Here is a 24,056-nt window from a genome sequence, read left to right on the forward strand (position 1 = left end):
GCCCTACCTCTCCACCAGCGCCATTCTGGCGTTGACAATGTTCATGACAAAGGACGTCACGAGACTGAGCACCAGATAAGCGATCATCATGATGAACACGCCCTCGACCGCCTGCCCGGTCTGGTTCAGCACGGTGCCGGCGGTGGCGGTGAGATCGGGATAACCGATGGCGATCGCCAGCGAGGAGTTCTTGGTCAGGTTGAGATACTGGCTGGTGAGCGGCGGGATGACGATGCGCATCGCCTGCGGGATGACCACCAGCCGCAAGATCGGGCCGGAACGCAGGCCGAGCGCGGCCGCTGCTTCACTCTGGCCCTTGCTGACGCCCCTGATGCCGGCGCGCACGATCTCGGCGATGAAGGCCGCCGTGTAGAAGGACAACGCCAGCAGCAGCGACAGGAACTCCGGCTTGATCCAGAAGCCGCCGGTCAGGTTGAAGGTCGACTGCTTTGGGAAATCGAAGGTGAGCGGCATGCCGGCAAGCAGAAAGGCGAGCACCGGCAGGCCGACAATAAGCGCAACGGAGGTCCAGAACACCGGGAATTGCTGGCCGGTCGCCCGCTGCCGCTGTCGCGCCCTGTGGGCGACGAACCAGGTCATCGCGATGGCGAGCAGCAATGCGACGCCGATCAGCCAGGAGCCATCTCCCCAGACGGCGCGCGGCAGATAGAAACCACGCTGGTTGAGGAAGGAGCCGAGGGGCAGATGGATGCTCTCGCGCGGTGGCGGCAGCACTGCGAGCACGCCGGAATACCAGAAGAAGATGACCAGCAGCGGCGGAATGTTGCGGAAGATCTCGACATAGACCGTGCAGATCTTGCGGATCAGCCAGTTGTTTGACAGGCGGCCGATGCCGATGGTGAAGCCCACGATAGTGGCAAGCACGATGCCTGCGACGGCAACGATGATCGTGTTGAGCAAACCGACGACCAGCGCGCGGAAATAGGTCGAATCGGACGTGTAGGCGATCGGCGTGTCGGAAATGTCGAAACCGGCCCTGCTTTTCAGGAAACCGAAGCCTGACGCGATGTGCAGGCGCTGGAGGTTTTCGATCACATTGTGAACGATCCACCAGATCGAACCAAACAGCAGAATCACAACCAGCGTCTGGAAGAACAGGCCGCGTATTCTCGGGTCATTGATGAAGGAGCCGCGGCTCGACCCCTCGCGAAGGATTTCCTGCGAAGCCATGGACCGTCCCCTGGAAAGAGAAACCGGGAGGCAGGTGACCTGCCTCCCGGATCACGTTTCAATCAGCGGATCGGCGGACCGTATTGCAGGCCGCCCTTGGTCCACAGCGCGTTGATGCCGCGCGCGATCTTGAGCGGGCTGCCCGAGCCGACATTGCGCTCGAACATTTCACCGTAGTTTCCGACGGCCTTGACGATATTGACGACCCAGTCGTTGGAGAGGCCGAGATCGGCGCCATACTTGCCGTCAGGCTCTGTGCCGAGGATACGCTGGATGTTCGGGTCGGTCGACGTCTTCATCTCGTCGACATTCGCCTGGGTGATGCCGGCTTCTTCGGCGTTGAGCAGCGCAAAATAGGTCCAGCGCGCGATATGCGCCCACTGGTCGTCGCCCTGGCGCACGGCCGGGCCGAGCGGCTCCTTGGAGATGATCTCGGGCAGCACGACGTGATCGGCCGGCGAGGACAGTGTCAGGCGGATACCGTAAAGGCCGGACTGGTCGGTGGTGTAAGCATCGCAGCGGCCTGCGTCATAGGCGGCGTTGACCTCTTCCAGCTTCTCGAACACGACGGGGTTGTATTCCATCTTGTTCTTCTTGAAGTAGTCGGCAAGGTTGAGCTCGGTCGTGGTGCCGCTCTGCACGCAGACGGCGGCGCCCGAAAGCTGCAGCGCGGAGTTCACGCCCGGCAGCTTCTTGGCGTTGATCATGAAGCCCTGGCCGTCATAGTAGGTGACGCCGACGAAATCGAGGCCGAGCGCGCTGTCGCGGTTGCTGGTCCAGGTGGTGTTGCGCGACAGGATGTCGATCTCGCCCGACTGAAGCGCGGTGAAACGCTCCTTGGCGCTGAGCGGCGTGAACTTGACCTTGGAGGCATCACCGAAGACGGCGGCCGCGACGGCGCGGCAGAAGTCGGCGTCGATGCCCTTCCACTCGCCCTTGTCGTCCGGCGCCGAGAAGCCGGCGAGGCCGGTCGAAACGCCGCACTGGATGAAGCCCTTCTGCTTGACGGTGTCGAGCGTGCCGGCCGAAGCGGCGGACGCCATGAACCCTAGCGCGGCGGCGCCTAGGATGCCGATTGCAATGTGTTTCATGACCCACAGACCCTTTTTTCTGTTACAGACGCCCCTGCTGCCAGGCGACGCTTGATCTTTTTTCGTTTGTGAATGCAGCTTCCCACTTAAGGCCACTCCCGGACCCGCATCGGTTGCCGATGCACTGCCTCCCATTCACGAAACGCATCGAAGGCGATTATTCCTGTGAGGTCAAGGGAAATGACCGAATGCGGGGAGGTTCGAAAAGCAATTGCCGCAAATGCCTGAATTGCGGACAAGAGCCCATGAAATCGGCAGGCCATGCGAACAAATCAGCCAAGTTGCGTCGTTGCGAATCCATAGCCCGGCGGCCGAATCCGCTTCGGCAATAGCAGTGCTTTATTGGGCGCGCACGCCGTTGGATTGGCCTAGCGGAAGACCGGCCTTTGGCGGGCCCGGCGCGGTTGYGCGGGCTTTGCCGCCGCTTTATGGCTCTCATTCACATCATTTGACGGGCGACGAACCATGGCTAAGGACGGCATCGAAATGGGCATGAACACGCTGCTTGCCCATTCCGGCAACAATCCGCGCGATTATTTCGGCTTCGTCAATCCGCCGGTCGTGCACGCCTCGACGGTGCTCTATCCAGACGCGGCATCCATGGCCGGACGCAGCCAGAAATACACTTACGGCACGCGCGGCACGCCGACGATGGACGCGCTGACGCTCGCCGTCGATGCGCTGGAAGGCTCGGCCGGAACCATCGCCGTTCCTTCGGGTCTCGCCGCRGTGACGGTGCCGCTGCTCGCCTTCCTTGCCGCGGGAGATCACCTGTTGATCGTCGACAGCGTCTACCACCCAACGCGCCACTTCGCCGACACGATGCTGAAGCGGCTCGGCGTCGAGGTCGAATATTACGAGCCGCGCATCGGCGCCGGCATCGCATCGCTGATCAAGCCCAACACCAAGGTGGTGTTCACCGAATCGCCGGGATCGAACACCTATGAGGTGCAGGATATCCCCGCTATCGCGAAGGCGGCGCATGAAGCGGGCGCCATCGTGATGATGGACAACACCTGGGCGACGCCGCTCTACTTCAAGCCGCTCGGCCACGGCGTCGACATCTCCATCCATGCGGCGACCAAGTATCCGGCCGGCCATTCCGACGTGCTGCTCGGGCTGGTTTCTGCCAACGAGACCTATTGGAAGCAGCTCTATGACGGCTTCTGCACGCTGGGCTGCTGTTCGGGGCCGGACGACGTCTACCAGGTGCTGCGGGGCCTGCGCACCATGGGGGTGCGGCTCGAGCATCACCGCAAGAGCGCGCTCGATATCGCGCGCTGGCTCGAGGAACAGCCGGGCGTCGCGCAAGTGCTGCACCCGGCGTTGGAAAGCCATCCCGACCATGCGCTCTGGAAGCGCGATTTCTGCGGCTCGAGCGGCGTCTTCTCGGTCGTGCTCAAGGGCGGCGGGCAGAAGGCGCAGCACGCCTTCCTCGACGCGCTCAGGATCTTCGGGCTCGGCTATTCCTGGGGCGGCTATGAGAGCCTCGCCGTTCCGGTCTTCCTCGGCGACCGCACACTTGCCAAGGGTTCGTATGCCGGATCGCTGATCCGGCTGCAGATCGGGCTGGAGGACGTCGAGGACCTCAAGGCCGACATTCGCCGCGGCCTGGCCGCGGCGGCCGCCGCCGAGTAACGGGGCTGATCGGCGAGAGCTTCCATAGAGCGACAGACCGAGGGCAGCAGACAGGCCTCGGCCGAAGCGGTAGCATGGCCCGCGCAACCAACCTGGGAACCTTTTACCGGCAGGCGCATCCAATGCGGATGTAACGACCGCCGGGAGATCTGGACGAGATGAGAAAGCGTGCCATGCAAGCCGCCGAGGTCGGCCCGGTCGAGGCCGGCGACATGGCACTGGTGCGCCGGGCGCTTGCGCGCGATCCGGACGCGTTCCGCGCCATCATCAAGACGCACAACCAGCGGCTCTACCGCATCGCGCGCGGCGTCGTGCGCAATGACGCGGAGGCCGAAGACGTCTTGCAGGAAACCTATATGCGCGCCTTCAGCAGCCTAGGCGCCTTTCGCGGCGAGGCCTCGCTTTCGACCTGGCTGTCGCGCATCGCCATCAACGAAGCGCTCGGCCGGCTGCGAAAGCGCAAGCGCATCGTGGCGATGCCCGGAAATCCGGAAGCGCAGATCATCCGGTTTCCCTTGAACCAAAACGACGTGAATCCAGGTGACGATCCGGAGCGGACGATGGCGCAGCGGCAGATCCTCGGGCTTGTCGAACGGGCGACCGACAGCCTTCCCGATGTCTATCGCACCGTCTTCGTCGCCCGAGTCATCGAGGGCCTCAGCATCGAGGAAACCGCCGACCTGCTGGGCGTGAAGCCCGAGACGGTGAAGACCAGGCTGCACCGGGCGCGAGCGCTGGTGCGAAAGGCGCTGGACGACGAGATCGGCCCGGTGCTRCTCGACGCCTTCCCCTTCGCCGGCCGGCGCTGCGAGCGGCTGACGCAGGCGGTGATGAGAAGGCTGGGATTCGAGCCCTGAAGCGCGTCGCGGTCTTTCAGATTCGCTCCATGCGCTTTCGTTTTTGATTTTACGCATGTCTTTATCCCGAAACCGGTTCCCACTTTCGGGAGACATGCCTTAATTTCGATCTCCCGACCTTTTCCCGGRAACGTTTCGTTCTCGACCGCATCCAATGGCAGTCAACACCAGATGAAGCCCGAGGCCAATGCCGCCGGGCGAAGGAGATGCCATGTTCATGCGATCAACCGCCACCCTCGCCGCTCTTTTCCTCGTGAGCACGGCGCCGCTGGCGCCAGCCGCCGAAAAGCCCACCGATCCTCAGATTGYCCACATCGCCTACACGGCCGGCACGATCGACATCGAAGCGGCCAAGCTGGCGATCAAGAAGTCGAAAAACAAGGAGATCGTCGACTTCGCCAAGGACATGGAGCGCGACCACGAGGCGGTGAACAAGCAGGCGCTCGACCTTGTGAAGAAGCTGAAGGTCACACCCGAGGACAACGACACCAGCAAGGCGCTGACCAAAGCCGCGAAGGAGGAACACGCCAAGCTGGCGAAGTTGAACGGGGCAGCCTTCGACAAGGCCTATATCGAGAACGAAGTGGCCTATCACAAGCAGGTCGACAGCGCGCTCGAAACCCTGCTCATCCCTTCGGCCAGCAATGCCGAGCTGAAGAGTCTGCTGGAGACCGGCCTCAAGATCTTCCAGGGGCATGAGCAGCATGCTGAACATGTCGCCGGCATGCTGAAATGAGGGTGCTGCTTCTTGCGCCTATGCTGGCGACGGCGCTCTTCGCGTCGCCGGCCTTCGCGGCGACCATCGAGGTGACGATCGACAAGCTGGTCTTTTCGCCGGCAAGCGTCCAGGCAAAGGTCGGCGATACGATCGAGTGGACGAACAATGACATCCTCGCCCACACCGCCACGGTCAAAGGTGRCTGGGATGTGATGATCCCGGCAAAATCGAAAGGTAAAGTCACGCTGACAGCGGCTGGAGCGGTCGACTATTTCTRCCGGTTCCACCCCAACATGAAAGCCCATGTCGACGTGGCCCCTTGATCACCCCACCGGAAAGCGAGGCGCCCGCGCCTCGCTTAGCCTTGCAGCGATCCTCCCATGCAGGTTGCCGCACGCCGCACCAGCGCAGTTTTCGCCGAGGCCAGGACGTTCGGACGAATTGCCAAACCGATTGCGCAAACCTTCGTAAGAACTTGACGCGATTGACAAAGTGAACGCCGCCGGCGGCCTGCCACAGGTTCCGCATCACGCAATAATATTCCCCTCAGCGCCGGCGAAACGGATTGGTTTGGCTTCCAAATCCGTGACTTCGGCGGCATTGCGAGCAGCGCAATTCCACCCGTTCGATCCAGGGCCTGCCATGGCGTTTCGCCTTTTCGTTCCGATCCTTGCCGGCGCGACGCTTCGCGAACGGCTGCTTGCCTGTATCGGCGCGACCATCGGTATCGCGCTCACGGGCATGATCAGCGGGCTCGCCATGGGCAGCGGCCCGCTTGTGGCGATGCTGGTGGCGCCGATGGGCGCTTCCGCCGTGCTCCTCTTTGCCGTCCCGTCGAGCCCGCTGGCGCAGCCCTGGTCGATCGTCGGCGGCAACACGATTTCGGCGCTGGTCGGCGTGACGGTCGCGCATTTCGTGCATGACACGGTGATAGCCTCCGGCCTTGCGGTAGCGCTGGCGATCGCCGCCATGTCGTTCACACGCTCATTGCATCCGCCGGGGGGCGCCGCGGCACTCACCGGCGTGCTCGGCGGACCGGCGGTTGCCGCCGCGGGCTTCCTATTTCCTTTCGTGCCGGTGGCGCTGAATTCGACCATCCTGGTAGCGCTAGGCTTCCTCTTCCATAAGCTGTCTCGGCGCAACTATCCGCATGTGCATGTGCCCGCCGCCAGCGGGCACGGCACCGCCGACCGGCCGCCGGCAGAGCGCGTCGGCTTCCGGCCCGAGGATGTCGACGCCGCGCTCTCGGCGCTCGACGAGACCTTCGACATCGATCGTGACGACCTCGAGCGCCTGTTGCGGCAAGTCGAACTGCAGGCGATGGTGCGTTCGCAACGCACGCTGCTTTGCAGGGACATCATGTCCCGCGATGTGATCTCGGTGACGGAGACGGCCTCCGCCGACGAGGCGCGCAAACAGCTGATCGACCACAACATCCGCACCCTGCCGGTTGTCGACACCAACCGGCGTCTCATCGGCGCTGTCGGCTTGCGCGAGCTGACACGGGCGACCGACACCGTGAAAGGGGTGATGTCGAAAGCCGGCACAGCCTCGCCCGACACGCCGGCGATGAGCCTGCTGCCGGTGCTGACCGACGGCCGCAGCCATGCCGTGGTGATTGTCGACAGCGAGCGGCACATCCTCGGACTGATCACCCAGACCGACCTGCTGGCGGCGGCCGCGCGCGTGCAAGCGCCGGCGCGGCTCAAAGCGGTGGHATAGAGCCAGACCGATCATCCGGCCTATCCCCCGCTTGCCATTCGATCGAGCTGCTGCGCCGCCCGTCTTGTCTCGGCCGGCCGGGTGACATGTGTCCATGTGCCGTCAAAGGTCGGCTTGCGCCGCTCGATCCAGGCACTCAGGCCTTCGCGCAGGTCGGTCGTGGGGGCCATACGCGCGAACTGCTCGGCCTCGACCAGCAAGCCCTCGGCAATGCTGTGATTGATGCCGCGGGCGACCGAGGTAAGGATGGCGGCGACGGCAGCCGGCGAATGGCCAATGATGCGCCGAGCGAGATCATGCGCCTCCGGCATCAATTCGGCATGTGGCACGACCTTGTTGACAATGCCGAACTCGAGGGCGCGGTGCGGCGAAAACGCCTCGCCGGTCAAAAGCAGTTCAAGCGCCCGCTTGCGCCCGGCAAGCCTCGGCAGGCGCTGCGTGCCGCCGAAGGTAGGCGGCATGGCGAGGTTGATTTCCGGCTTGGYGAACAGCGCGCGGTCGCTGGCGACCGCCAGCGGCACCGCTTCGGTGATCTCACAGCCGCCGCCGAAAGCCAGGCCGTTGACCGCGGCGATGACCGGCTTGCGAAAGGCTTCCAGCCGCGCCGTCAGGCGCTGGCCGCGAGCCACGAAATCGCGCAGCGCGACATCGGCGCCTTCGRCCACGCTCAACGAGAATTCGTGGATATCGGCGCCGGCGGAGAACGCGCGCTYCCCTGCCCCGGTAAGAATGACGGCGYGCACGCCGTCGTCCGTCTCGATCAGGTCGAGAAGCGACAGTAGCCGGTCGATCAGCGCATAATTCAACGCGTTCAGCTTCTCGGGACGGTTGAGAGTGAGGATTGCGACGCGGTCGCGCGTCTCGCTCAGCACAAGTTCGGTCATGACTTTTCCTTTCCGGCGGTTCGGCCGATAAGGAGCAGACTTGTGGTTGCTTGTATATTCACTAGTCGGTATACTTACGTGATGAACGAAAAAGCCAACCCTACGCGAAAACGCCTCGTCGACGCGGCGACCAAGCTCTTCTATGCCGAAGGCATCGGCCGCGTCAGCGTCGACGCGGTGGCTGAGAAAGCCGGGCTCACCAAGCGCACGCTCTATTACCATTTCAAGAGCAAGGACGATCTGATCGCAGCCTATCTCGACGGCCGCGACCAGCCCAATCTCGAGCAGATGGCCGGCTGGTTCGATGCAGCCGAGGGCGGYGCGGACAAGAAGGTCGAGGCGATCTTCACCAATCTGGCACGGGTGGCCCGCCACCCCAAATGGAAGGGCTGCGGGTTCTTGCGCACGGCGGCCGAGCTCGCGGCGATGCCCGGGCATCCAGCGGTCAAGGCTGGCGCGCGCCACAAGACCAATTTCGAAAAATGGCTGGCCGTCGCACTGTCGGAGCACGATGTCGGCGAGGCGAAGATGCTGGCCCGCGAGATCATGCTTTTGATGGACGGCGCCTTTTCCAGCATGCTGATCCACCACAATCCCGACTACGTCAACGCCGCCGGCCATGCCGCCGCGACGCTGGTTCGGGCAAGGATGGCGGGCAACCACGAAGCTTAGAGCGTAACGCTTCCGGCGCGTCGACTGTGGCGGTCCGAGAGGCAATCTTCAGGACAAGGCCAGCCAGGCCGTGCCGACGAGAAGCGTGACCAACGTCAGCGGCAGGCCGACCTTGAAGAAGGCGGAGAAGGAAAGCTCCTTGCCGGCCGCCTTGGCCTGCTCGGCGACGATCAGGTTGGCAACCGAGCCGAGCAGCGTGAAATTGCCGGCAAGCGTCGAGCTCATCGCCACGACCAGCCAAGCGCGCTCCGGATTTTCCAGACCCGGCATGAAGGGTCGGAGCGCCAGCACCGCCGGCACATTACTCATGATGTTGGAAAGCAGGGCGGTGAAGCCGGAGAGCCGCCAGACATCGTCGAGGCCGAAATCCTTCGCCCAGGCGATCATATCGGGCGTGAGCAGCGTGCGCTCGGCGCCCGCCACCACCACGAACAAGCCGGCGAACATGAAAAGCAGCGGCCCGTCGATCTCGCGGTAGATGCGCCGCGGCTTGATTGCCCGGGTGACCAACAGGAAAGCGCCGGCAATCAGCGCCGCCTTGGCGACGGGGACACCGGCAAAGAAGGCGAGCGCCAGCAGCAGGCAGACGACGGTGGCCTTCAGCACCTGCCCCGGCAGCATGCGGCCGCGATAGACTTCCGGGCTGAGTTCGGCGGGGCGGGAGAATTCGGCGCGGTATACATAACGCACGATGACGATGAYGCAGAGCAGGCCGAACAGCGCCACCGGCGCCAGCGCCAGCGTGAAGGCCGGATAGGAAATGCCCGACAGCGCGCCGATCACCATGTTCTGCGGGTTGCCGGTGATGGTGGCGACGCTGCCGCAGTTTGAGGCCGTGCAGGTGGCGATGAGGTAAGGCACCGGGTTGCGGTTGATGACCCGTGTGACGTGGACGACGATCGGCGCCATCACCAGGCAGATCGCGTCGTTGACCAGGAAGGCCGAGAGCACGCCGGTCAACAGCGTCACCATGACCAAAAGCATGAAAGGTGCATGGGCATGCTCGATGGCGAAGCCGCCAAGCGCCCGAAACGCGCCCGAAACCTTCAGATGCGCGACCACGATCATCATGCCGAGCAGCAGCGTGATGGTGTCGAAATTGATGGCTTTGTAGGCATCCTCGATGCTGATCGCGCCGATGGCGATCATGGCGGCGCCGCCGAGAAGCGCGATGCCGGCACGGTCGAGCCTCAGGCCAGGAATGCGGCCGACGGCTACACCGGCATAAGTGGCGACCAGGATGAAAAGCGCGCCCGCACCAGTCCATGTCATTGCAAAGAAGGTTCCCGTTGCCTGCCCTGCTCGCCGGAATCGGCCGGCGCATGGACGCGCATCACTTTTAGCAAGGGCGAGGCAAAGGGAAAGCGTGCAAACACGTGAAAGTGCGATGACGTTTTCGTGGTTCCATATTCATAAACCCTAATGTAAAGAATGATGAATTAACATATCTGACCGATAATCCAGGCGTTGGGGACTAAACGGATGAACACGGTCGTTGAAGTGGAACATCGCGTCCCATCGGGGGAGGAATTGATGCGTCCGCAGGAATGCTCCCGCTGTCACGGGGCCAAGAAGGTTTTCGTTTGCGCGCGCTGGCTGAGCTCGAACGGCCATTGCTGCCCGGAAGGTACGCATCGGCTGAATTGTCCGGGACACAGCATCGTCTGCCTCGAATGYAGCGGGCGCGAGAGCTAGCGAGGCCCGGCGAGTCGCCGGTCGRCTGCAAGCGCCCTAACCACCGCTTCTAGGAGCCAGCTACGGCGCGGGACGCTCAAAGCGCCGTACTCGGCTACGATGTACATTTCGTCGCTCAAGCTTTCCGCGCTGGAGTAGCTGGCAACCAAGCTAAAGGATGCGCCGGCTAATTGCCGGGCCGGCTATCAAATCCGTCCGAGCACAACCAGAATGATGACAATTATAAGAACCAGCCCCAAACCACCGCCGCCATAGTAGCCAGTACCGTAGAATGGCCCCCCGCCTAAGCCGCTAAAGCCGCCAAGCAGAGCAAGGATAAGAATGATGATAAGAATTGTGCCGAGACCCATGGCCTTTTCCTCTTTCTTAAGCGCGAACCCGGCGCCGTTATGACCAGGTCAACTCGCAAGCGGCGCGCATGTTCCGCTCATCTCCGGGCCGATGCTACTCGGGACTGGCCGAGTAAGACGATACCATCGGCTGTCCAGGGTTGGCCTCAAGTTTGATGGGGACCAAAAAYATAAGCGCTATGGCGATAGCGATCGAGGCGATAACAGCAGCGGTGCTGAACATGTCCTTCATGTTCCTATCCTTAATATTCGAAGTTGCTGCACAACGTGTTCGCCAAGTCTCCTGTTCCACTTCACCTTCGTGGAACCATTCTCGCGTCCGCAACGTTTGAGGCAGCCCTATCCGGGCAACATTGGGAAGGAAACAGCCACATGGGCGTATCGGTTCTTATCGGCATACTGATCACCTTCCTGGTGGTGATCCTGGTGCTCTATCTCGTGCAACGTCTGCCGCTCGACGCCCGCGCGCGCCAGATCGCGCAGATCATCGTCATCATCATTGGAATCATTTCGCTGCTCAAATATCTTGCGGTGTTCTAACCGCGATCCATATTCGGCAACCGGAAACTTCAAAAAGCCGGTGTGCCATGAGAATCCCGTCGATCGCATCTACCGCAGGTAAAATATTGTGGGCCGGCACAGTGTTATGCAGCGTGAGCGCAGCTTATGCCCGGCCAGACACGCGCGCGATGACTTGCGCGCAGACGCAGGCCCTGATCAGAAGCGATCATGCCGCGGTCTTGACGACGGGTCGGAACACCTATGACCGGTTCGTTCGCCAGTTCGGCAACGAGTGCGACTGGCCGGAAGTGCCAATCTCGACGACGGTTCCGACCAAGGATGGCGAGTGCCGCGTCTATCGGTGCCAGGAGCCGATCAACCTTCCGTACTGACCCTTGCTCCTTGCACCGGCGCGGAACCATTACAAGCTCATGCGGGTTTTAGCAGCCAGCAGCGGGACTTGCCGGGCGTGAGAGAAACTTGGCTCCTTTCATAACCGCAGGAGGAACGGCAATGCCTGAAATCGTGCGCAGCGGCAGTTGCCTGTGTGGCGGCGTGCAGTTCCGCGTCACTGGCGAGCCGCTCCGGGTCGGCCTCTGTCATTGCAAGGACTGCCGCAAGACGAGCGGATCTGCCTTCCATGCCTACGCCGTATGGCCGTTGCGAGCGTTCGAAACCACCGGCATCACCAGCAGCTATGGCACTCGAAGCTTTTGCCCCAGCTGCGGAAGCCGCGTTCCCTTCGCCGGCAATGGYGAGGCCGAGGTCACGATTGGCAGTCTGGACATTGCGCCAACCGAAGGGTTGGTGCCGAGCTACGAACTCTGGATCGGACGCCGCGAGCCCTGGTTACAACCTCTGCCCGGAGCGCGCCAGTTCGAGCATGACCGGGCCGCCGATGATTCGGCTGCAGGCGGTGAACGCGGCGCGGAGCCACAACAAAGGTCAGCCTAGGTCTGGCTCTTGGTGGACTTTGGTCGGAACGACAATGACCTTCAGTCTAGCGGCCGACCACGAGCAGCCCGGGAAAGCGCTTGGCCGTCGATTGATATGCGCGGACTTTCCTCGAAGTTTTGCTTTTTTCAACCAGCGGTCGGTTTGACGGCCAATCAGCTGYCGCTAGCATTTTTGAAGCGTGGCGAAACATGAGTCGTGGCCGGCGCGGTTTCAGGCGACAGCACGCAACAGAGTTCTACTCACTTTACCAATATAGAAGTTTTTAACCATGCTTTCCGCGGTAATACAACCCTTGATATTGTTTCCATCGCCATCTGCGGTGCTTATCTCGTAAAGTACAAGCTGAAGTTGCAGTATCGATGTGAAAATTCTTTCGGCTCAAGAAATTTTTTTAACCACTTCTGTTCCCGATTATAGCGGCCATGGCATTTAAATTGCCAGGATCGGCAGGCGCAATGACTTTAGGCCCTGTACAAAAGGCCATCTTTGTTTCTTCCCGTTTTTGCTACATAGTGCTGCCGAATCTTGAAACCGAACGGGGCGGTTTTCATGACGTTGGYGCCTGAACACGGCCGCAACATGCATATGCGGTATCCACCGATCGACGGGTTCTGGACCTGGGACATCAAGCGYGACCGTATCTATGGCGACGCTAATCTTTCAGACTATTTCGGTTTGACACTTGACGAATTCTCGCACGGCGCGCCGCTGGAGYGATGCATGGAAAGCATCGATCAAGACGACCGCACAAGGGTTCGGATGGCCATCCRCAAGGCCGTGGAACGCAGGTCCGGCTTCAGGGAGGTCTACAGGGTCCGCTCCGAAAAGATGGGGTTGCGCAAGATCCTGGCCGTGGGCCAATGTTATGTCGACGGGGTGGGCGAGGCGGCCCTTTATCCAGRCTGGTTCATTGATCTGACGAACGATGCCGCGTGCGAGGAGCAGGCGCTGCGCGAAATCTACAACCATGTCGGGCAGGCCAAGGACATAGCGCGATCGATTGGACATGACCTGATGTCCTATCTTCTGGATAATATCGAGGAAGAGGTCGAGCAGCGGCTTGACGGGAGACTGGGGAGGCGAAGATCGTCCTGAGGCCGCTTTCGCAGATTGTTTCAGGGCTAACCGCCCGTGCGGCGCCTGCCGACTTCAGCCGTAACCATGCGCGCGAAATACGATTGGGGCGATCGGCGCTCGATGAGTTTGGCCCGCTCCAGGGCCGCATCGCCGTAAAATTCGATCAGCACGCTGGCGGCCTTGGCGGCATCGGCCCTCAACCGGCCGAAATCGGCCTGCCCGCCCTCGGTCGAGAGCCCGCTCCTGGCAATCACGTCAAGCATGGCTTGCAACTTGTCAGGAGTGCTGCCCTCGTCTTCGTGCATGGTCGCTATCCGATTGGGCGCGTAAAATATCGACATTTCCGCTCAATGTCCAACGGGTTCGTTGACCGGGCATCGGTGCAACCGAGCACAGCTTCGCCGCGAGCGGGGCCACAATCTTCATACAAGCATAGTGAGCCAAACTTACCGCGCATACATTTGGGGGGCACCCATGGACCAGCCTAGCAAAATGGAAAACCTGCAGTTTGCGCAAGGGATTTTGCGAGAACTTCGCCAAAAGGCCGAGGCCGACGGCGAAAAGCTTCTGACCTACCTGATCGACATGGCTTATCTCGAAGCCAGCGACCGCATCCGCGCCCACTGGATCGGCAGCCACGAACACGAAGGCCGCCGCGCCAAGGGCTGAGCCTGTCCATTCCGGGCGGCAAGCCAGAACGCAAAAAAGCCCGCCATGCCTTCCGGCAYGGCGGGCGGATCAAAACGCGTAAAGGCTATTTCAAACGGCCAGATTATGACGCGGCCGCCCGTTGGCGGACCGGAAGCTTCCAGCCCGGCCGCGCGAAATGGCAGGTGTAGCCGTTGGGATAGCGCTCGAGATAGTCCTGATGCTCTGGCTCGGCTTCCCAGAAGGGCCCGACCGGGGCGAGCTCGGTGACGACCTTGCCGGGCCATAGGCCGGACGCGTCGACGTCGGCTATCGTGTCCTCGGCGATCCGCTTCTGTTCATCGCTGGTGTAGAAAATCGCCGAGCGATAGCTCGCGCCGATATCGTTGCCCTGGCGGTTCTTCGTCGTCGGATCGTGGATTTGGAAGAAGAATTCTAGAAGCGTTCGGAAATTGGTCCTGGCCGGGTCGAAGATGATCTCGATTGCCTCGGCGTGGGTGCCGTGGTTGCGGTAGGTGGCGTTGGCGACATCGCCGCCGCTGTAGCCCACTCGCGTCGAGATCACGCCGGGCAAGCGCCGGATCAGATCCTGCATGCCCCAGAAGCAGCCGCCGGCAAGGACCGCACGCTCGGTGGAAGAAGCCATGTCATACCTCCTTTGGATTGCTCCATAGATAGGCATTGCGCCTGGATTCTTCCAGCGGCTCGAACGGGCGAATGCCGACGCAGGGATCGAGTGTTGTCGTATATCCGGCATCGACAATCGATCGGTTAACGCCTGCGCGGCTTCGCCTCCGCCGCGCTTAGGAATCCGGCGTGTGTTTGAATCTTCGCACCACCACCTCGAACACGATGTCCGATATCCACATTGCCGAGACTCCGATGAGGAAGGCTGCGGCGAGCGTGGTGGTGTCATCGGCGGCGGGGATCGGCAGGCCGCTTGCGCGAACCCAGGCGACGGCAGGCAATGTCAGATAGGCGGCGGCCAAAGCGCCGCAGATGGGCGAGGCGATCATCTCGCGCAGCTTGTAGCGATGGCGCGACAGCGCCCGTAGCACGCCGCCGGCGAGCCCCGCCGCCACGACCTGGCCCTTGATGCCCAGAAGATCGAAGATGTCATGCATCACGGCCTCCAGCCGCAGAGTTTTTCGCCCTTGCGGTTGTGGGCAAGCAGCGCCCTCGCCTCCAGGTCCGAGAGTATATCCACGCCCTTGGCGGAAAGGCGCACGGGCGAGGCGATGGCGCAGAAGCCGCCTCTGGCCGTCACGCAGCCGGCAAGCCCGGCTGCCATGGCGGCGACAATCAATCCCTTGCCCATGACTTCAGCTCCTTCCTGACCGCGCCAGCCGGCAAAGCGCCGATGTCGTTGTCGACCTGGTCGGCGACATCCCGGGCCGCGACCTCAGCCTCAGCCTGCCTGCCACGCTCGTCCCGCGCGCCGGCAAGGCGCTGGTGGAAGCCCCAACCGAGCGCGCCGACAATGCCGGCACCGATCGCCAGGATTGTCGGATTGGTGAGAAGCCACGCCAGCAGCGCGCTCATAGCAACACGCCGATGAGAAGGCCGGCGATGAAACAAGTGGCGCCCACGATTGCGTACGGCCTGGCGGCTTCAATGCACGCGGCGAGCAGACCTTGCAGGTTTTCCATGGTCAGTGCTCCCAGCCGAAGCGGCGCGCGAGCAGATGCCACCACTCGGCCGTGGCGGCGATGGCAAGACCGACGCCGGTCTCCAACGCCATCTGGATATCGGGATCGGCGGAGAATGCCGAGGCGTCGTCGGCGCCGAGAAGGCCCCGCGCGACAAGCACGCCCGCGCAATAGCGCAGGACGATGCGGATGATGATGGCAATCATTGGCAGAACACTCCGAAGAGATTGCAGGGAAGATGCGTGGCCCAGGCGGCAAGCGAGCCGATCGCCAACGCGATCAAGGCGAGAGTGCCGGCGGCCTTGGCGGGCGATGTGGTTTTGCGAGGCGCGGTGTGTGCGTCATTCACGACAGGCGATCCGGCGCTGACGGGCGTTRCCGCTGGCGTGGCGTCATTGCTCGATGCAGGTCCCGGCGCTGATCCGCCCGCCGCCGACGGAGCGGCCGACATCAGCAGCGCCTGCCGCCGCACCGAGGCGACGCGGGCGCTCCAGTTCCGCATAGGATGTGAAAACCCGGTCGAGGCTTTCGGCCTTGGTCCAGCCCTTGGCTTCAGCGAGCTTGCGGTTGCCTTCGGAAAGACCGTMAAACCAACTTCTGCCGGCCGCCGGGGCGGACCCGTTGTCCCCGGAAGCCGGAGGCGTCGCCAGGTTGCCCGCCGGCCGAGCGGCCACGGACCCGGCCTCTGCCAGATCTGTCATGTGATGTGTTCCTTTGTTTGAGAGTTCAAAGACGTGGCGCTGCCGGCGGAGCGCGTGATCTCCCCCTCGAGGGGGAGATGGCCGGCAGGCCAGAAGGGGTCGCTGCGCGTGGAGCTCCGACCTCGTGAGGCGTTGCAAAGGGCGCTGGTGCTCCACGCGCGGCGACCCCCTCTGTCGCCTTCGGCGACATCTCCCCCCTCAAGGGGGGAGATTGGCGCCTACGCGTTATCGCCCCAGTTCTCCCACAGCAGCGTGATCGTGCCGGTCACGGCAAGCGTGCCGTCGGCGTCGATATCCGTGCCGGTGGCGAAGGCGAGGTTGAGATAGAGATCGACCGGCGTCACTGTCCCATCGAGCGTCGAGGCGGCGGCGATGTCGGCGGCGGAAGCGGAAGAGAGCGCAGCTCCGGCGCCGTCCAGCGTGCGGGCGGTGGAGGCCAGCACATTGACCATGGTGCCGGCGAGCGTAGCGCTCGACGCCGGAGCCGAGCCCAGCGACCAGGTGAGCGCGGCGTTGTCGTTGATGGTTGAGGCGCGCGTGGTCAGCACCGCGAATTGCAGCCTGGCCGTGCCGCCCTTGATGCGCACCTTGCCGTCGGTGAAATCGAAAATCTTCTGGCTCGCATAGGCGAGCGCATCGGTCACYGGCACCTGCATGCCGGCGAAGGTGAAGACGGTGCGGTAGGAACCACCCTGCCCGCTGGTCACGGCCTTGAGGCCGAACTTGGGCGGCGCAAGGCCGGCCTCGCGGGCGGCAGCGCGGGCAAGGGTCCGGGGAAGTCCTCGGGTCATGTCATTTCTCCATTCTTGGGGGGAATTTTCTGGGGTAAGGCGTGGTTCGCGTTGCGAGGAAGGCCGATTGGACTTCCGGACAACGACCGCCCGCGGCGGCGGCGGAAGTCCTCGCGCTGATCGGCCTGCTGCATGCAGGTTATCGACGCGGCCCTAGGCATCTTCGCCGGCTGATTCCGCCAGCGGGGCTAAACCATTGTTCGCGTGATCTTTCCGGTTTGGAAACCATGGCGTTCAACCGCCGCGAAACCGTGAATCACTTCGTGAGCGGGCTCCRCCGCCGTTCCGCCGCAATGCGACCGCAGTTCAGCTTCGTTCGCCCCCGTCGTCAGTCCCTGGGGCTTCAGAGGAGTTCTAGTGATGATCATCAAGAAGGCCATTCTGGCCGTGCTCATGACCGCGGCCCTTGCCGGCTGCGAGACGCAGACCGAAGGCCAGCAGCGGGCTACCACCGGCGCATTGCTCGGCGGCGCCGGCGGCGCGCTGGTCGGCCAGGCGATCGGCGGCAACACCAAGAGCACGGTGATCGGCGCCGCGAGYGGCGCGCTGCTCGGCGCCGTCGTCGGCTCCGCCACCACRCCACAGCGCCGCGGCGACCAGCTCTGCCGCTACCAGGACCGCTACGGCCGCATCTACACCGCGCCCTGCGACGACCGCTATTACAACGGCAATTATTGATACTGTCCGGCTTTGCCTTCTCCCCGTTTCACGGGGAGAAGGTGCCCCGARGGGGCGGATGRGGGGCAGCGCGAGGCTCTGAGATGCTGGCGCTGTTGAGCGCTCAATCCGTAGCCCATCTATGGGGCGCATCGAGATGAGTGCACCGGCATGGTGCCCTGTAAATCTTGTCGATGCCTGCGGCTAATAAATCAGCTTGGTGAGGACATCGGAAGCCTCAAAGCCGCCTACTCCTCCGCTCGCGCCGCTTTACGCAAATCCCCGATAGTTCGATTCCAAAAGCGCACCAGTTCAAAATGTTCTTGCCTGGTCACCCAGATTTTATTCTCCAGGCTCATTGGATCACCACCAACGATGACGGGTGTAATCTCAAACAGCTCCATGCCCTTGCGGCGCGAATTTCCGTTTTTGTCGCTCATTTACATTCCACCAATCGAGAAAATAAATCAGCTATGTTACGCGCCGTTTTCAAAGCTAACTTCCTGTTCATGCCTACGAACGGAACGCGTACGATTGACATATTTGGATCCTGAGTATCAAAGCCATATCCTTCACCTCCTCCGTTCGATCCAAACAAGAGGATACCTGGCGCATATTTTTCGACTTCATACTCTCGATTGAAGTCCGCCAATTCTTCGGCCTTAAAGAAAACAACGTAGTTGTCGTGGACAAAACCCTCGCCCCCATTATGCTCTCTGAGGAAGTCGGTGTAGTCCTTGGGTAGCTCGACTCCCAAGCGTGCCGACAGCCCATCGACGACTGCAGGTTCAGCTGGCGGATCAAACTGTCCCTCGGTTAAGATATATCTCACTGCTATCCTCACCAAATCGAAACTAACCCCAGCCAAGACGGCCGACATCGCWCAATCACCTTTGAGCTCCGGCAAAATCCKCTCGTCGAGAAATTTGAGGYGGCCGGCCAGCATTTCCGCATTGGCGGGAGTTGCATCGACGTTGACCGGTATCAATTCCGCTACGGATTTCCCCTCGCGCGCTGCCTCGACCCATTCTTCAAGGGCACCGATATAGCTGTCTAGGACCTCGAAGGGCGTGGTGGCGTCATCAGCAGGAAGATATGCCGGCGGCACGTCGCCGACGATCACCCAGATCCATCGGTTCACCTCCGGACGCCCGGGCTCTATTTCGAACAGGAAGATGTAGATTATTCCTTCGGCTCCATATCCAAAATACTCGCCTTTGATGGATAGGACCCAGTTGTAGAATTCGAGATATTCGCGTGCCTCGGCCCGGGCAGAGTCGAGATCATCGTCTCCGGTGCCGACATCGGCAGGTGGCAGGCGCGTGACGGTGTCGAAGTTAGGCTCTGCAAGACTGTCCATTGTCTAAAGGCTCATTTCAAGCGTTTGAGATGCTTCATGGTCTGAGCACCGTCAGCTCGCCGTCTGGCTTTGGCGGCGGCCGCGAACAAAATCCACGACCARCCAGATCAACTGAGCAACGACGTATACCGGGCTGTGAGACCAATCCGGCGCCCCGTTATGCGAGTAGCCGTAAGCGGATGCGACAACGGCGAGCGCCCCGCAAATGATATGCACCAGCAACAGGCGCGGCACACCACCGTTCCAGCGCTTCATAATCCACAGCAACAAGCGGCTCAGCAAAAATGTCGGAACCAGTGCCCCGAGCAGCATCGCGGCAGAACCCGCACCCATATAGTCCCCCTTGTTTTCTATGAATACGTCCGAAGCTTCCGAACTGCGGTCCACCCGATACCATCAAGGTGAAAAATGGCTGCCGTTCTTCGCCCTCTCATTTTCTGCGCACAATCTATAATTGTATCTCTTCATATACATGTACTTATGATTGTACGCAAGCTCACCCCGGCAAAAGCTCGTGGAGGTCACCCGCTTTTGACGTTTATCCGCGTCCCTGGAGGCAAACCCCTCGCTTTCGCGATGAGCTGAGYGGTAATGTGCCAATAAACTTCCAGATCTGTCAGTTCCAGATTTGCACTATCGTCCTTGCCGCCCAGGAAGAGCGGCACCTTGTAGCCGATGCATTGGTCGTAGGCAGGTTCGGCGCCACCGTTCCTGCGCCATGTCGCGTAAAAATTGGAGGCYAACGCGGCATCCTGGTACTCATCCAACTCGACTTCATGAAAAGTCCGAATGTTGGCTGGTATCTGAAGCGCCTCGCCGGTCCCTGGCTCGAACATCACGACACCAGGCTCCCCATCCTCGGTTCGTTTGGTGTCAATGGCGAATGTCCTGCCCAACCAATCGTATCCAAAACAGGTAATGCGCCCGGCGAATGCAGGRAAGCCCACGATTATTCTGCTGCTCCACGCCGCCAAATCCTGGGCACGGACGATGYGGTAAACGCCGTGGTTGAACGACACACCACTGAAACTGGAAAGGAGCTCATTCAGGCTTGGCACGCCAGTGTCGATGCTCACAGAGTCAGGCTTGCGACCTGCGTCCGGAGAAAAGCTTTGCCGAAACTTTGGAAACATCACCGGTCTCCGATCGTTATCTTGCCAATTCTCGTCCCGTGAGGCAGATGCTTTATCTGATGATATATCTGGGGACCCAAGCTACGGTTCACGCYTGAATCCAGCGGAGCCATGCATCCATCTTGTTGGTGACTAATGYCGCCCTGAACCCGGCCGATACGTGCGCTACAGTCCTAGTCAAGCTTAATTCGGATGTGGGTTCCTTGAGGCAGCGCTCTTACCTGAACCATGAGTTGACCCATCAGGTGCCAATAAATTTCAAGATCTGATAGCTCGAGATTTTCAATTTCGTCTTTTCCATTCAGAAAAAGCGGCTTCTTATAGCCCACGCATTGATCATAAGCAGGCGCGGCGCCTCCCGCGTCGCGCCAATCTGCATACATATTTGYGGCCAATGCGGCATCTGCATCCTCAACCATTTCAACCTCGTGAAAGGTTCTTATGTTGGCAGGTACCTGAAGCGCCTTTCCTGTCCCAGGATCGAACATCACGACACCAGGTTCCCCGTGCTCCAGGCGCCAACTGTCAGTCGCAAAAGCGGTCCCCTGCCAATCATAACCAAAGCAGGTGATTCGACCTACAAATTGTGGAAAACCTACACAAACACGGGCGTTCCAATCAGCTACCTCTGATGTACGAATAATTCGATACAGACCGTTTTTGAATGAAGCTCCTCCAAACCTTGACAGCAGTTCATTGATCCCGCTGGTTTTTGGATCCAACGGAGAATTTGGGCGCTGGATCACGGAGCTGGCGTCTATCGGAAAATTTTTTATAAAATCATCAAACACTACCGATCTCCAATCGTCACCTTGTTGATCTTCGTYCCATGAGGGAGATTCTTAATTTTGTGCTTAATCTGAATGCCAAAGCTCCTGTTTACGCTCCGGTCCAGGGCGTCTAGATTGGACAAATCTTCTGATCCATTTAGTTGTAAATCTTGGATATGATCGACGTCCTCGTCAGGTGCAACCTCGTTGCCTGCCTCGGTATATCTGCGGCGAGCGGGATTTGAATCCCGAACCGCGTGATGATTTACTGAGGTGTCCCGATCAGTCAATCGCTGGGCCTTAAGAGCTGCCTTCTCTCGTTGCGATGCATCCCACTTCCGCATGTGGTACACGTGGATATCCTGACTAGTGGAGTTCTGCCCAACCACTGCCCCACTTTCGGCAGCCTGACCAGAGATGGRATCGAGTGCGTCAGATGTTTCGTCGGACTGCCGCTTCGCCGGTATGCCGTCCGCAGGGCTTTCGGTGCCATCTAACGCCCGAATCTCTCCGGCGGCACCTTCCGAATTTCGCACCTTCGCCGCAGCCGAAACACCTGCGGATCGCTCAGCTTGCCTCGGTGCGGAAGCGAACCAATCAATTCCTCGTCCTATTCCTTTGGCAACGCCCTCACCCAATCCCCAGCTCAATGCGTCACCGTGCTGACGCATCATTACCTTCTCGGTACTGTTCGCCGGTTCGTAGTAGCCATGGCCGAAATCGGGGCGCTCGGTCGATCCAAGGGAAACAACGTAGCCACCCCCTTTGATCAATTTGCCGGCGAGTATCCCGGCATTCGCAGTCTCCTTGCCAATGGCCTTGGCGTCCGCTCGAAACACCTCGCTCGGAGAAAGGCCTGGCTTGCCGCCCGGCAGAATCCCGCCCAGACCGGCCTGGTCCAGTTCCCGGACCAGAGCCGCCTGCGCGACGGCGCCCTTCGTGTGCYGGAACAACTCGCTCACCCTTGCGTAGTTGTCCATTAAGTCCATACTTCCGCTGTCGCGATCCCCGGCAAGTTTGAGAAGAATGGAGAGCGGCACGGGTTGGAGATTTTCATCATCGACGCCCAATGCTTTTTGCGTTGCGACAGACAATTCTATTGTTCTGTCGTATGTGTCCTGGTCATAGGCTTCTGGATCAGAGGGCCCATTGCCAAATACGGCTTTCCAACCTGCGGAGATCTCTTGAGACGTATCGCTGATATAGTCACCTGAATCGACCCGCCTCCTCTCCAGGACCAGCTTTCCCGCGACGGCGGTTGCCTCATCGCTCTTTCTGTCTGGCGAAGAATTCGACCCGGTCTCGGCATTGACAATGGCTGCCTTGATGGCCTGGTTCGACATGGTCCCCATGTCGAAGATTTTCTTCGCGACATTGACCTGCCATTCGAGATCCTGCCGACGCTTCGGCCCCTCGTCTGGGCCGTAGACAATCTTGTAGGCTTCTTCGCCCGGTATGTTGCCAGAGTAAGCGCCGGTCAGTGCGATGTGGTCTGGCGCCTCTGCTTCGGCGCGGCTGATCGCAGCGCCAATCTTGACTTTCAGCGCAAGATTGGCGGCATCAGCCTGTCGGCGGATCGCCCGCTGTTCCTCTTCAGGAAGGTCGCCGAACGCCTGAGCGATCACTTCGTCCGGTGTCTTGTTGCGGCGCCAGTCGCCCTTCGCGGCGGCCTGCTCATCCCGGGCGTCGGCGCCAAGCTGCGCACGCACCGTCTCGCCCATGCCGTCGCTCGCCACCGGGCCGGCGCTCAGCATCTCGGCGGCGCGGCGCGGGTCTTGTGCGATCAGCGCTTGCATGCGCGCCTTCGCCGTGCTGGCGCGCCAGTCGGCTTCGGCCAGCGCCTTGGCTCGCGGGTCGAGGTCCATCTTGGCGATGAGATCGAGGCCGGCCTGTCGGGAGGCGTCGAATGCGACGGTGTCGTTCGGGTCGCTCTGCGAGATGTTTCTGAGCTCGGCGGTGTGGACCTCCGCCACCTGATCCTGCTCATATTGCTTGCGCCGCTGATTTTGCTGCCCCGCCATGCGCCGCCCGCCAACGGCGCGAAACGCTTCCTTGCGGCCAGCGAGACCGGCGCGCAGCTCGGGCGGCAGCTRCTTCAGGAAATTGCCGAACAGCGTGTCGAACAGGCCGGTCTTCACCACCTGGCCGGTGTACGGATCGACCTGGCCATACATGGCGTCATGCAGGCCGGCGCCGTCGGCGGGCGCGTTGGCCACGGCATCGGCCTCGGCCTTGGCGAGCTCGCCGTTTAACCGCCGCGCGGCGATCTCGGTGTCGAAGGCCTGCTGCTGCGCCTTGCGCTGCTCGTAGCGCTCGGCCGCAGCCTGCCACCGGTCGCCGAGTTGCTGCATCGCCTCGCCGACCGGCGAGGAGTCCGGATATTGCACAGCATTGCCGGTATCGAGCCGGCGTTCGCCGACGAACAGGGGGATGATGTGGACCATTTGGATTTTCCTGGCCGGGTGGAGGCGCGCGGCGACGGGCCGCCAGAGGGGTGGCGGCCGGGTTGGGCGTTGCGGGTGGTGCGGGTTCGGCGGGGTCGTGGTGGAGGGAGTAAGGTTGGTCGTTAGGGCGCGGCGCGCGCGACAGCCAATCTCCCCACTCGTGGGCGAGATGTCCGGCAGGACAGAGGGAGGCGCTGTCCCGCCGGCGCTTCAATGCTTGGACTGGTTTATACGGCGCGCTTCGTCATCCTCGGGCTTGACCCGAGGATCCATGYCGTGACCTTCGTCGGGGGATGCAGCGGAGCAGAATTCTGAACCGTTGCAACACCTTAGCGTCACGGCATGGATCCTAGGGTCTGCGCTCGTCGCTACGCTCCTTGCTTCGCCCTAGGATGACGATCGCGATTGCGTTCCTTCGCGCCCCCCTCTGCCCTGCCGGGCATCTCCCCCACTTGGGCTAGGGGATGCACACATCTTTTGAAGTGAATGACTCGCTTTTGATTGGCGATCTTGTGTTGGGCTGTGATTCCGTCTGCGATGCGTTGATGGA

The 24,056-nt window shown here is 61.3% G+C and carries 30 protein-coding genes; 11 read left to right on the plus strand and 19 right to left on the minus strand.

All coding sequences use genetic code 11. The features are described from left to right. Nucleotides 1-3: 3 nt before the first annotated feature. Entirely contained in the window at nt 4-1,191 is a 1,188-nt protein-coding gene (locus LCM4576_RS24220; RefSeq protein WP_040980864.1) for an amino acid ABC transporter permease, read from the minus strand. Between the two features lie 62 nt (nt 1,192-1,253). Then, nucleotides 1,254-2,282: an amino acid ABC transporter substrate-binding protein gene (locus LCM4576_RS24225; RefSeq protein WP_040980862.1), complete on the minus strand. Its 1,029-nt coding sequence runs from the start codon at nt 2,280-2,282 to the stop codon at nt 1,254-1,256. Nucleotides 2,283-2,747: 465 nt separating this feature from the next. Between LCM4576_RS24225 and LCM4576_RS24230 the strand changes: the two genes are divergently transcribed. The 5 genes from LCM4576_RS24230 (at nt 2,748) to LCM4576_RS24250 (ending at nt 7,217) form a co-directional block, all read left to right on the plus strand. Beyond that, nucleotides 2,748-3,920, plus strand: coding sequence for a cystathionine beta-lyase (locus LCM4576_RS24230; RefSeq protein WP_071034998.1), 1,173 nt, complete (start codon nt 2,748-2,750; stop codon nt 3,918-3,920). A gap of 158 nt (nt 3,921-4,078) precedes the next feature. Then, nucleotides 4,079-4,777 (plus strand): RNA polymerase sigma factor, encoded by a 699-nt coding sequence (locus LCM4576_RS24235; RefSeq protein WP_244508373.1) that lies wholly within the window; start codon nt 4,079-4,081, stop codon nt 4,775-4,777. A 211-nt stretch (nt 4,778-4,988) separates the two neighbouring features. Next, nucleotides 4,989-5,513, plus strand: a complete 525-nt coding sequence (locus LCM4576_RS24240) for a DUF4142 domain-containing protein (RefSeq protein ID WP_071035020.1) — start codon at nt 4,989-4,991, stop codon at nt 5,511-5,513. Then, entirely contained in the window at nt 5,510-5,818 is a 309-nt protein-coding gene (locus tag LCM4576_RS24245) for a cupredoxin family copper-binding protein (protein WP_071034999.1), read from the plus strand. The genes LCM4576_RS24240 and LCM4576_RS24245 overlap by 4 nt, the downstream gene beginning before the upstream one ends. Nucleotides 5,819-6,137: 319 nt before the next feature. Then, nucleotides 6,138-7,217 carry an HPP family protein gene (locus LCM4576_RS24250; protein WP_071035000.1) on the plus strand — a complete coding sequence of 360 codons (1,080 nt, stop codon included), beginning with the start codon at nt 6,138-6,140 and terminating at the stop codon, nt 7,215-7,217. A 20-nt stretch (nt 7,218-7,237) separates the two neighbouring features. Here LCM4576_RS24250 and LCM4576_RS24255 read toward each other — a convergent pair whose 3' ends face one another. Beyond that, nucleotides 7,238-8,101 (minus strand): crotonase/enoyl-CoA hydratase family protein, encoded by an 864-nt coding sequence (locus LCM4576_RS24255; RefSeq protein WP_071035001.1) that lies wholly within the window; start codon nt 8,099-8,101, stop codon nt 7,238-7,240. Nucleotides 8,102-8,182: 81 nt separating this feature from the next. Here LCM4576_RS24255 and LCM4576_RS24260 point away from each other — a divergent pair, with 81 nt between their 5' ends. Continuing rightward, nucleotides 8,183-8,773, plus strand: coding sequence for a TetR/AcrR family transcriptional regulator (locus LCM4576_RS24260; RefSeq protein ID WP_071035002.1), 591 nt, complete (start codon nt 8,183-8,185; stop codon nt 8,771-8,773). Between the two features lie 48 nt (nt 8,774-8,821). Here the strand turns inward: LCM4576_RS24260 and LCM4576_RS24265 are convergent, their stop codons facing one another. Both LCM4576_RS24265 and LCM4576_RS24270 read right to left on the minus strand, forming a co-directional pair. Continuing rightward, complete coding sequence (locus tag LCM4576_RS24265; protein WP_071035003.1) at nt 8,822-10,045, minus strand: anion transporter; 1,224 nt, start codon at nt 10,043-10,045, stop codon at nt 8,822-8,824. A 608-nt stretch (nt 10,046-10,653) separates the two neighbouring features. Further along, complete coding sequence (locus tag LCM4576_RS24270; RefSeq protein WP_023769518.1) at nt 10,654-10,818, minus strand: DUF3309 family protein; 165 nt, start codon at nt 10,816-10,818, stop codon at nt 10,654-10,656. Nucleotides 10,819-11,190: 372 nt separating this feature from the next. Between LCM4576_RS24270 and LCM4576_RS35990 the strand changes: the two genes are divergently transcribed. From LCM4576_RS35990 to LCM4576_RS24280, 3 genes are all read left to right on the plus strand, one after another. Then, complete coding sequence (locus LCM4576_RS35990; protein WP_116390104.1) at nt 11,191-11,358, plus strand: Thivi_2564 family membrane protein; 168 nt, start codon at nt 11,191-11,193, stop codon at nt 11,356-11,358. 474 nt (nt 11,359-11,832) lie between these two features. Beyond that, nucleotides 11,833-12,273: a GFA family protein gene (locus tag LCM4576_RS35135; RefSeq protein WP_071072840.1), complete on the plus strand. Its 441-nt coding sequence runs from the start codon at nt 11,833-11,835 to the stop codon at nt 12,271-12,273. Between the two features lie 552 nt (nt 12,274-12,825). Beyond that, nucleotides 12,826-13,371 (plus strand): hypothetical protein, encoded by a 546-nt coding sequence (locus LCM4576_RS24280; protein WP_131803297.1) that lies wholly within the window; start codon nt 12,826-12,828, stop codon nt 13,369-13,371. A 26-nt stretch (nt 13,372-13,397) separates the two neighbouring features. Here the strand turns inward: LCM4576_RS24280 and LCM4576_RS24285 are convergent, their stop codons facing one another. Continuing rightward, nucleotides 13,398-13,658, minus strand: a complete 261-nt coding sequence (locus LCM4576_RS24285) for a hypothetical protein (RefSeq protein WP_071072842.1) — start codon at nt 13,656-13,658, stop codon at nt 13,398-13,400. A 187-nt stretch (nt 13,659-13,845) separates the two neighbouring features. On the opposite strand from LCM4576_RS24285, the gene LCM4576_RS36910 reads away from it, so the two are divergent. Next, nucleotides 13,846-14,022 carry a hypothetical protein gene (locus LCM4576_RS36910; RefSeq protein ID WP_167498612.1) on the plus strand — a complete coding sequence of 59 codons (177 nt, stop codon included), beginning with the start codon at nt 13,846-13,848 and terminating at the stop codon, nt 14,020-14,022. A 103-nt stretch (nt 14,023-14,125) separates the two neighbouring features. On the opposite strand, the gene msrA is transcribed toward LCM4576_RS36910, so the two are convergent. The 7 genes from msrA to LCM4576_RS24320 form a co-directional block, all read right to left on the minus strand. Continuing rightward, nucleotides 14,126-14,647 (minus strand): peptide-methionine (S)-S-oxide reductase MsrA, encoded by a 522-nt coding sequence (gene msrA, locus LCM4576_RS24290; protein WP_040980838.1) that lies wholly within the window; start codon nt 14,645-14,647, stop codon nt 14,126-14,128. Nucleotides 14,648-14,804: 157 nt separating this feature from the next. Next, nucleotides 14,805-15,125 (minus strand): hypothetical protein, encoded by a 321-nt coding sequence (locus LCM4576_RS24295; RefSeq protein WP_040980836.1) that lies wholly within the window; start codon nt 15,123-15,125, stop codon nt 14,805-14,807. Continuing rightward, on the minus strand, nt 15,125-15,319 hold the full coding sequence (locus LCM4576_RS24300) for a hypothetical protein (protein ID WP_071035006.1): 195 nt from the start codon (nt 15,317-15,319) through the stop codon (nt 15,125-15,127). Before LCM4576_RS24300 ends, LCM4576_RS24295 begins: the two co-directional genes overlap by 1 nt. After that, a complete protein-coding gene (locus LCM4576_RS24305) occupies nt 15,304-15,543 on the minus strand; it encodes an ABC transporter permease (RefSeq protein ID WP_071035007.1) in 240 nt (79 codons plus the stop codon). Before LCM4576_RS24305 ends, LCM4576_RS24300 begins: the two co-directional genes overlap by 16 nt. Before the next feature lie 109 nt (nt 15,544-15,652). Next, complete coding sequence (locus tag LCM4576_RS24310; RefSeq protein ID WP_071035008.1) at nt 15,653-15,856, minus strand: hypothetical protein; 204 nt, start codon at nt 15,854-15,856, stop codon at nt 15,653-15,655. A gap of 186 nt (nt 15,857-16,042) precedes the next feature. Continuing rightward, entirely contained in the window at nt 16,043-16,351 is a 309-nt protein-coding gene (locus tag LCM4576_RS24315; RefSeq protein ID WP_071035009.1) for a hypothetical protein, read from the minus strand. Between the two features lie 218 nt (nt 16,352-16,569). Then, nucleotides 16,570-17,142 carry a hypothetical protein gene (locus tag LCM4576_RS24320; RefSeq protein ID WP_040980807.1) on the minus strand — a complete coding sequence of 191 codons (573 nt, stop codon included), beginning with the start codon at nt 17,140-17,142 and terminating at the stop codon, nt 16,570-16,572. Nucleotides 17,143-17,502: 360 nt separating this feature from the next. On the opposite strand from LCM4576_RS24320, the gene LCM4576_RS24325 reads away from it, so the two are divergent. Further along, the gene (locus LCM4576_RS24325) at nt 17,503-17,820 is read left to right on the plus strand and encodes a YMGG-like glycine zipper-containing protein (protein WP_040980804.1); all 318 of its coding nucleotides are present in this window, start codon (nt 17,503-17,505) and stop codon (nt 17,818-17,820) included. Between the two features lie 227 nt (nt 17,821-18,047). Here LCM4576_RS24325 and LCM4576_RS24330 read toward each other — a convergent pair whose 3' ends face one another. The 6 genes from LCM4576_RS24330 to LCM4576_RS36915 form a co-directional block, all read right to left on the minus strand. Then, nucleotides 18,048-18,239, minus strand: a complete 192-nt coding sequence (locus LCM4576_RS24330; protein ID WP_040980802.1) for a hypothetical protein — start codon at nt 18,237-18,239, stop codon at nt 18,048-18,050. Further along, on the minus strand, nt 18,236-19,159 hold the full coding sequence (locus LCM4576_RS37295) for an SMI1/KNR4 family protein (protein WP_244510901.1): 924 nt from the start codon (nt 19,157-19,159) through the stop codon (nt 18,236-18,238). Before LCM4576_RS37295 ends, LCM4576_RS24330 begins: the two co-directional genes overlap by 4 nt. A gap of 51 nt (nt 19,160-19,210) precedes the next feature. Further along, nucleotides 19,211-19,546, minus strand: a complete 336-nt coding sequence (locus LCM4576_RS24345; protein WP_071035010.1) for a hypothetical protein — start codon at nt 19,544-19,546, stop codon at nt 19,211-19,213. A gap of 134 nt (nt 19,547-19,680) precedes the next feature. Continuing rightward, nucleotides 19,681-20,292, minus strand: coding sequence for a T6SS immunity protein Tdi1 domain-containing protein (locus tag LCM4576_RS24350; protein WP_071035011.1), 612 nt, complete (start codon nt 20,290-20,292; stop codon nt 19,681-19,683). A gap of 173 nt (nt 20,293-20,465) precedes the next feature. After that, on the minus strand, nt 20,466-21,083 hold the full coding sequence (locus LCM4576_RS24355; RefSeq protein ID WP_071035012.1) for a T6SS immunity protein Tdi1 domain-containing protein: 618 nt from the start codon (nt 21,081-21,083) through the stop codon (nt 20,466-20,468). Continuing rightward, a complete protein-coding gene (locus LCM4576_RS36915) occupies nt 21,083-23,506 on the minus strand; it encodes a hypothetical protein (protein WP_071035013.1) in 2,424 nt (807 codons plus the stop codon). Before LCM4576_RS36915 ends, LCM4576_RS24355 begins: the two co-directional genes overlap by 1 nt. Nucleotides 23,507-24,056: the final 550 nt, after the last annotated feature.

Origin of the sequence: Mesorhizobium sp. LCM 4576 (assembly GCF_001854815.1) — a bacterium.
GTDB lineage: Bacteria > Pseudomonadota > Alphaproteobacteria > Rhizobiales > Rhizobiaceae > Mesorhizobium > Mesorhizobium plurifarium.